At 70.8% G+C, this 1,461-nt stretch carries 3 protein-coding genes; 1 reads left to right on the top strand and 2 read right to left on the bottom strand.

Going from position 1 to position 1,461, the window contains the following annotated elements:
- Nucleotides 1-687, bottom strand: a 687-nt coding sequence (locus tag BN4348_RS58910; protein WP_066917761.1) for a TrmH family RNA methyltransferase, incomplete at its 3' end; no start/stop codon positions are given.
- The gene (locus BN4348_RS58905) at nt 684-1,115 is read right to left on the bottom strand and encodes an Rv0880 family HTH-type transcriptional regulator (RefSeq protein ID WP_066917760.1); all 432 of its coding nucleotides are present in this window, start codon (nt 1,113-1,115) and stop codon (nt 684-686) included. The genes BN4348_RS58910 and BN4348_RS58905, both read right to left, overlap by 4 nt.
- A gap of 111 nt (nt 1,116-1,226) precedes the next feature.
- On the opposite strand from BN4348_RS58905, the gene BN4348_RS58900 reads away from it, so the two are divergent.
- On the top strand, nt 1,227-1,461 hold a 235-nt coding region (locus BN4348_RS58900), incomplete at its 3' end, for a DUF2530 domain-containing protein (RefSeq protein WP_066917762.1).

The raw sequence follows: 1,461 nt of genomic DNA, 5'->3' as shown, positions 1-1,461 counted from the left end.
CTCGGCGCCCACCAGCACCGCGACACGCTCGTCGACCGCCCCGGCCATCGCCTCGGCCAGCGCACACGCCTCGCGCTGCGGCGTCATGGCCATCAGCCGAAAACCCATCTCCTTCAACAACAGCAGGTCGTGCGGCCAGCTGGCCGCCCGCGCATACGGCACCAGCAGCGCGTGGCCCATCGACACCCGCACGGCGCGACGGTAGAGCGGGTCGGCGCACCCGCCGCCGAATACCACCGCGTCCACGCCAAGCCCGGCTGCGTTGCGAAATATCGAACCCAGGTTCTCGTGGTCGTTGACGCCCTCGAGGACCGCGACGGTGCGGGCGGCCTCGACGACCTGGGCGACGCTGGGTTCCGGCACCCTCCTGGCGGCAGCGAGCACGCCGCGATTGAGGTGAAAACCGACCACTTGCGCCATCACCTCGGCCGACGTTCGGTAGAACCGCGCCGCGGCACCGGCCAGATCGTCCTTGAGCTCGAACAGCCGGCGGTCCGTGCCCAGCAGGGCGTGCGGGGTGAACCGGGAGGCCAGCATGCGCTGCACGACCAACACGCCTTCGGCGATCACCAGCCCTTTGCCGGTCGGCAGATCGGGACGGCGATCGACGCTGTTCAGGTCGCGGAAATCGTCGAGGCGCGGGTCGTCGGGATCGGTGATGTCCGAAACATTCAAGCCGCCGGTCACGGGCTTTCGTCGACCAGCGCCAGCATCAGATCGGCGGCCTCGCGCAGGGTTTCCCGTTGCTCGCCGTCCAGTGCCGCCAGCCGCTTGGCCAACCACTCCTGGCGCGCGCGGCGGTTCGCCTTGACCAGCTCGGCGCCGGACTCGGAGACCGAGACGAGGACCTGCCGGCCGTCGACCGGGTGCGGGGCGCGGTCGACCAAACCCATCTCGGCCAGCGAGGCGATCACCCGGGTCATCGATGGCGGCCGCACGCGCTCGCGAATCGCCAACGCGCCGGGGGTCATCGCACCCTCGTTGGCCAGGGTCGCCAGCGCCGACAGCTGGGACAGCGACACCGGCGATGACGGGTTGCGGAACCGCAGTTGGCGGGCCAGCCGCATCACCGCCAGCGACAGGTCGCTGGCCAGCCGGGCGTCGCTGTCAGGCATGGCGCGAGGTTACACGCAACGCAACAAATGCGGGATACCAAGCTGCCATCCGCGGACTTTGGTCCTCGGCTGGTTTCGAGGGCTCAGCGCCGCCGCGTTATGTTGATCGCGATGTCAGTCCAACCCGGCCAGAGCCCCGAGGCGCCGCCGCTACCGCGGGCGCTGCTCGAGGTGTGGCCCGTCGTCGTAGTCGGGTTCGTGGGCTGGCTGATCGGCGCCGCGCTCGCGTTCCTGGTGCCCGCCCTGCACAGTTGGCGCCCGGTGGCGTTGGGCGGGCTGGGGGTCGGGCTGATCGGCACCAGCATCTTCGTGCTGCAGCTTGCCGCCGCCCGCCGCGGCGCCCGCG

Source organism: Mycobacterium interjectum, from assembly GCF_900078675.2.
GTDB classification, from domain to species: Bacteria; Actinomycetota; Actinomycetes; order Mycobacteriales; family Mycobacteriaceae; genus Mycobacterium; species Mycobacterium interjectum.
Note: the sequence above shows the minus strand (reverse complement) of the source record. Positions and strands in the feature narration are given on the sequence as shown.